General features: G+C 74.1%; 1 protein-coding gene. It reads left to right on the top strand.

The genetic code is table 11. The annotated features are described in order from the left end of the window. On the top strand, positions 1 to 5618 hold a 5618-nt coding region (locus tag ABZ449_RS41625; RefSeq protein ID WP_360357249.1), incomplete at both ends, for an SDR family NAD(P)-dependent oxidoreductase.

Below are 5618 nucleotides of genomic sequence, written 5' to 3'. Positions count from 1 at the left end.
GCGGTGATCCCGTTCTACTCGACGGTGACCGGCGAGCAGATCGACACCTCCGCCCTCGACGCCGACTACTGGTACCGCAACCTCCGCGAACCCGTGCTGTTCGACCGGACCACCCGGCTGCTGCTCGCCTCGGGCAACGACCCCGTCTTCGTCGAGATCAGCCCGCACCCGGTGCTCACGCCCGCGCTGGAGGAGCACGAGGCGGGTGTGGTGACCGGGACGCTGCGCCGCGACCACGGCACCCCGGCCGAGTTCCTGGCCGCCGCGGCGCGGCTGTTCGTCGCGGGCGTGCCGGTGCGGTGGCCGATCCCCGAAGCGGAGCCGGTGACGCTGCCCACCTACCCCTTCCAGCGGACGCGGTTCTGGCTCGCCGGAGGCGCGGGAGACGTGTCCGCGGCCGGGCTCGACCCGGTGGACCACCCGCTGCTCGGCGCCGCTGTCGAGGTGGGCGAGCAGCGGGTCCTGACGGGACGGCTCTCCCTGGCCACCCACCCCTGGCTCGCCGACCACTCCGTCCTGGGGACGGTGCTGCTGCCCGCGACGGCGTTCGTGGAACTGGTGGTGCACGCGGCCGGGGCGGCAGTGGAGGAACTGGTCCTGGAGGCGCCGCTGGTGCTGCCCCCGGACGGCGCGGTGGACCTGCAGGTCGTCGTGGGCGAGCCGGACGGGACCGACCGCCGCACGGTCGACGTCCGGTCCCGTACGGACGGCTGGGTGCGGCACGCCACCGCCACGGTGAGCGGGCAGCCTGTGGTCGGGCGGGCCGTGGCCGGGCAGGAACTGACGCAATGGCCGCCGGCCGGCGCGGAACCGGTCACCGGGCTCTACGACACGCTCGCCGCGGCGGGCTACGAGTACGGGCCGGCGTTCCAGGCCGTGCAGGCGGTGTGGCGCCGCGGCGATGAGGTGTTCGCCGAGGTCACCGTGCCGGACGCGGCCCGGTTCTCCGTCCATCCGGCCCTGCTGGACGCCGCCCTGCAACCGCTGGCGCTGCTGTCCGGTACGGAGGGCGACGTGCGGCTGCCGTTCTCCCTGGGCGGGATCGCGGTCCACCGCACCGGCGTGACGTCCGCGCGGGTGCGGCTGACGGTGGTGCGTCCCGGTACGTACGCCGTCCAGCTGGCGGACCGGTCCGGCGAGCCCGTGGCGACCATCGAGGCGCTGACCACCCGTCCGATGGCCGAACGCGGCCCGCTGTACGCCCTCGAATGGATTCCGCTGCCCCCCGGCGAAGGCACGCTCGGCGACGCCGTCGTCTCGCCCGGCTCGGTCGCCGAGGCGCTGAGGGCCGTCCAGGACTTCCTGGCCGGGCCCGGCGAACGGCTCGTGGTGCGCACGCAGGGCGCGGTCGCCGTCGTTCCCGGCGACGCGGTGAGCGACCCGGAAGCCTCGGCCGTCTGGGGCCTGGTCCGGTCCGCGCAGTCCGAGCACCCCGGCCGGTTCGTGCTCGTGGACGCCGACGAACTGCCCGACGGCCTGTCGGTCGGCGACGAGGACCAGGTGGCGGTGCGCCGGGGGGCCGTCTACGTGCCCCGGCTCGTGCGCTCCGCACCGGAGGAGGCGTTCGACGGACGGCTGACGCAGGCGGTCACGGGCAGCCTGGACGACCTCGCCTTCCTGCCGTACGAGCAGGCCCCGCTCGGGCCCCGGGAGGTGCGCGTCGCCGTGCGGGCGGCCGGCCTGAACTTCCGGGACGTGCTGATCGCCCTCCGCGTCTACCCCGGCGAGGCGCTGCTCGGCAGCGAGGGCGCGGGCGTCGTCACCGAGGTCGGCGCCGAGGTCACCGGGCTGCGGCCGGGTGACCGGGTCGCCGGGCTGCTGCCCGGCGCGTTCGGCCGGGTGGCCGTCGCCGACCACCGGGTGCTGGTGCGCATCCCCGACGAGTGGACGTTCACCCAGGCCGCCACGGTGCCGATCGCGTTCATGACCGCCTGGTACGGCCTGCGTGACCTGGGCGGGCTGAAGGCCGGTGACCGGGTCCTGATCCACGCCGGGTCCGGCGGCGTCGGCATGGCGGCGGTCCAGCTCGCGCGGCTCTGGGGCGCGGACGTCCACGCGACCGCCAGCCCGGGCAAGTGGGACGCGCTGCGCGCCCTGGGGCTGGACGAGGACCACATCGCCTCGTCCCGGACCCTGGAGTTCGAGCAGAAGTTCCCGCCCATGGACGTGGTGCTGAACTCGCTGTCCGGCGAGTTCCTGGACGCCTCCCTGCGGTTGCTCGCGTCCGGCGGGCGGTTCGTGGAGATGGGCAAGGCCGACGTCCGAACCGGCGTGCTGGCCTTCGACCTGGCCGACGCGGGACCGGAGCGGCTGGCGGAGATCCTGGCCGAGACCGTCCGGCTGCTCGGCGCGGGCGAGCTGCGTCTGCCGCCGCTCACCACCTGGGACGTCCGCCGCGCGCGGGACGCCTTCCGGTTCATGAGCCGGGCCGCTCACGTGGGGAAGATCGTTCTCACTGTTCCCGCGGATCTCGATGCGGCCGGCACCGTGCTGATCACCGGTGGTACGGGGACGCTGGGGGGCCACGTGGCCCGGCATCTGGTGGCCGAGCGGGGTGTGCGGCATCTGGTGCTGGTCAGCCGTAGTGGTGGCGGGGCGGCGTTGCGCGAGGAGTTGGAGGGGCTGGGCGCGGAGGTGACCGTGGCCGCCTGTGACGTGGCGGACCGGGACGCGCTGGCGGCCGTCCTGGACTCGATCCCGGCCGCACACCCGCTGACCGCGGTCGTCCACGCCGCCGGCGTGCTCGACGACGGCGTCGTGGAGTCCCTGACCCCCGAGCGTCTCGCCGCGGTCTGGGAGCCCAAGGCCCGGGCGGCGTGGAACCTGCACGAACTCACCCGGGGGCGGGACCTGACGGCGTTCGTCCTCTTCTCCTCGGCCGCCGGCACGCTCGGCGCGGCAGGGCAGGCGAACTACGCGGCGGCGAACGCCTACCTCGACGGCCTGGCCGCGTACCGGCGCGCCCTGGGTCTGCCGGGGGTGTCGCTGGCCTGGGGCTACTGGGCCGAGACCAGCGGGCTGACCGGGCAGATGTCCGAGGCCGACGGTGAACGCTTCGCCCGCGCGGGGCTGCTGCCGATGGCGACCGACTACGGACTGGGGCTGTTCGACGGGGGCCTGGACACCGCGGAACCGGCGGTGGTCGCGGCCCGGCTCAAGGTGTCCGCACTGGGCGACCAGCCGGTGCTGCGTGCGCTGGCGAGCGCCCGCAAACCGGTGCGGACCACCGGACTGGCGGGCGAGCTGGGATCGCTCCCCGAGGCCCGGCAACGCGAGATCCTGCTCGACCTGGTCAGCACCCACGCCTCGGCCGTGCTGGGCCGCAGCGACGAGATCGGTGGCGACCTGGCCTTCAAGGACCTGGGCTTCGACTCGCTGACCGGCGTGGAGCTGCGCAACCGGCTGTCCACGGCGGTCGGGACCCGGCTGTCGGCGACGATGGTCTTCGACCACCCGACCCCGGCCCGGCTGGCCGAATACCTGCGTGAGGTGGTCCTCGGCAAGGAGCGTCGCACGGTCGCGCCTGTGCCGGTCGGTGTTCCGGTGTCGGACGATCCGGTGGTCGTGGTGGGGTTGGGGGCCCGCTATCCGGGTGGCGTCGGGTCGGCCCAGGGGTTGTGGGATCTGGTGTCCGGTGGGGTGGACGCGGTGGGGGAGTTCCCGCCGGATCGTGGGTGGGACGTGGGTCGTCTCTACGATCCGGCCGGTGCTCCGGGGACGTCGTACACGCGGTCGGGTGGTTTCCTCGGGGACGCGGGTGGTTTCGATGCCGCGTTCTTCGGGATATCGCCCCGCGAGGCGCTCGCCATGGATCCGCAGCAGCGGGTGCTGCTGGAGACGGTGTGGGAGACCTTCGAGGACGCGGGGATCGATCCGACGTCGTTGCGGGGCAGTCAGACGGGCGTCTTCACCGGCATCTGGGCATCCGGCTACGCGGGCGGAGTGGACCAGATCTCGCGCGACGCGGACGGCTATGTGGCCACCGGCACGGCGACGAGTGTGACCTCCGGTCGGGTGTCGTACCTGCTGGGGCTGGAGGGTCCGGCGGTGTCGGTGGACACGGCGTGTTCGTCGTCGCTGGTGGCGATCCACCTGGCGGCGCAGGCGCTGCGTTCGGGGGAGTGCTCGCTGGCCCTGGCCGGCGGTGTGACGGTGATGGCGACACCTGCGGCCTTCATCGACTTCTCCCGCCAGCGGGGGCTGGCGGCGGACGGGCGGGTGAAGGCGTTCGCCGAGGCGGCTGACGGTACGGCGTGGGGTGAGGGTGCGGGTGTCGTGCTCCTGGAGCGGTTGTCGGACGCCCGCCGCAACGGCCATCAGGTGCTGGCGGTCGTCGCGGGAAGCGCGGTCAACCAGGACGGGGCGTCCAACGGTCTGACCGCGCCCAACGGCCCGTCGCAGGAGCGGGTGATCCGTCAGGCCCTCGCCAATGCCGGGTTGGAGGCGTCCGAGGTGGACGCGGTGGAGGCGCACGGCACCGGCACGACGCTCGGCGATCCCATCGAGGCGCAGGCGCTGTTGGCGGCCTATGGCCAGGACCGGGTGGAGCCGTTGTGGCTGGGGTCGGTGAAGTCGAACATCGGGCACACCCAGGCGGCGGCCGGTGTGGCGGGTGTGATCAAGATGGTCATGGCGATGCGGCACGGTGAACTGCCGCCGACGCTGCACGTCGACGCGCCGACCTCGCACGTCGACTGGTCGGAGGGCCGTGTCTCACTGCTCAGCGAGGCCCGGCCGTGGCCGGAGACGGGGCGTCCCCGTCGCGCCGGTGTGTCGGCGTTCGGCATCAGCGGGACGAACGCGCACGTGATCCTGGAGGCACCGGCGCCGGACCCGGCCGAGGAGGCCTCGGCCGAGTCCCCCGCCACGCCTGCGGCCGTCGTGCCGGTGCCGTGGCTGCTGTCGGCCAAGTCCGAGCTGGCGCTCCGGGCCCAGGCCCGCAGGCTGCAGGCGTACGCGGCCAAGGACCCCGACGCGGACGGAATCGGCGCCGCGCTCGCCGCGCGGACCAGGTTCGCCCACCGGGCCCTGGTGACCGGCCCGGAGGCACTGGCGGCCCTGGTGCGCGGGGACGCGCATCCCGGGCTGGTGACCGGCGAGGCCCGTGACTCGGGCAGGTCGGCGTTCGTGTTCTCCGGTCAGGGGGGCCAGTGGGCGGGGATGGGGCGGGGTCTGTACCGCGAGTTCCCGGTGTTCGCCCGGGCCTTGGACGAGGTCTGCGAGCTGCTGGGATTGCCGGTGGAGGTTTTGTTCGAGGACGGGGAGGGAGTGCTGGGGCAGACGCTGTTCACCCAGGGCGGCGTGTTCGCGCTGGAGGTGGCGCTGTTCCGGCTGGCGGAGTCGTTGGGTGTGCGGCCGGATTTCGTGGTCGGGCATTCGGTCGGTGAGGTGGCGGCGGCTCATGTGGCCGGGGTTCTGGGCCTGGAGGACGCGTGTGCGCTGGTGGGCGCGCGGGGCCGGCTGATGCAGGAGTTGCCCGGTGGTGGGGCGATGGTCTCGCTCCAGGTGTCGCTGGAGGAGGTGGTGGGGTCGCTGGTGCCGGGTGCCGAGGTGGCGGCGGTCAACGGCGCGGACGCGGTGGTGGTGTCGGGCGATGAGGCCGCGGTCGTGGCGGTCGC

Origin of the sequence: Kitasatospora sp. NPDC005856, from assembly GCF_040629945.1 — a bacterium.
Classification (GTDB): Bacteria; Actinomycetota; Actinomycetes; order Streptomycetales; family Streptomycetaceae; genus Kitasatospora.
Note: the sequence above shows the minus strand (reverse complement) of the source record. Positions and strands in the feature narration are given on the sequence as shown.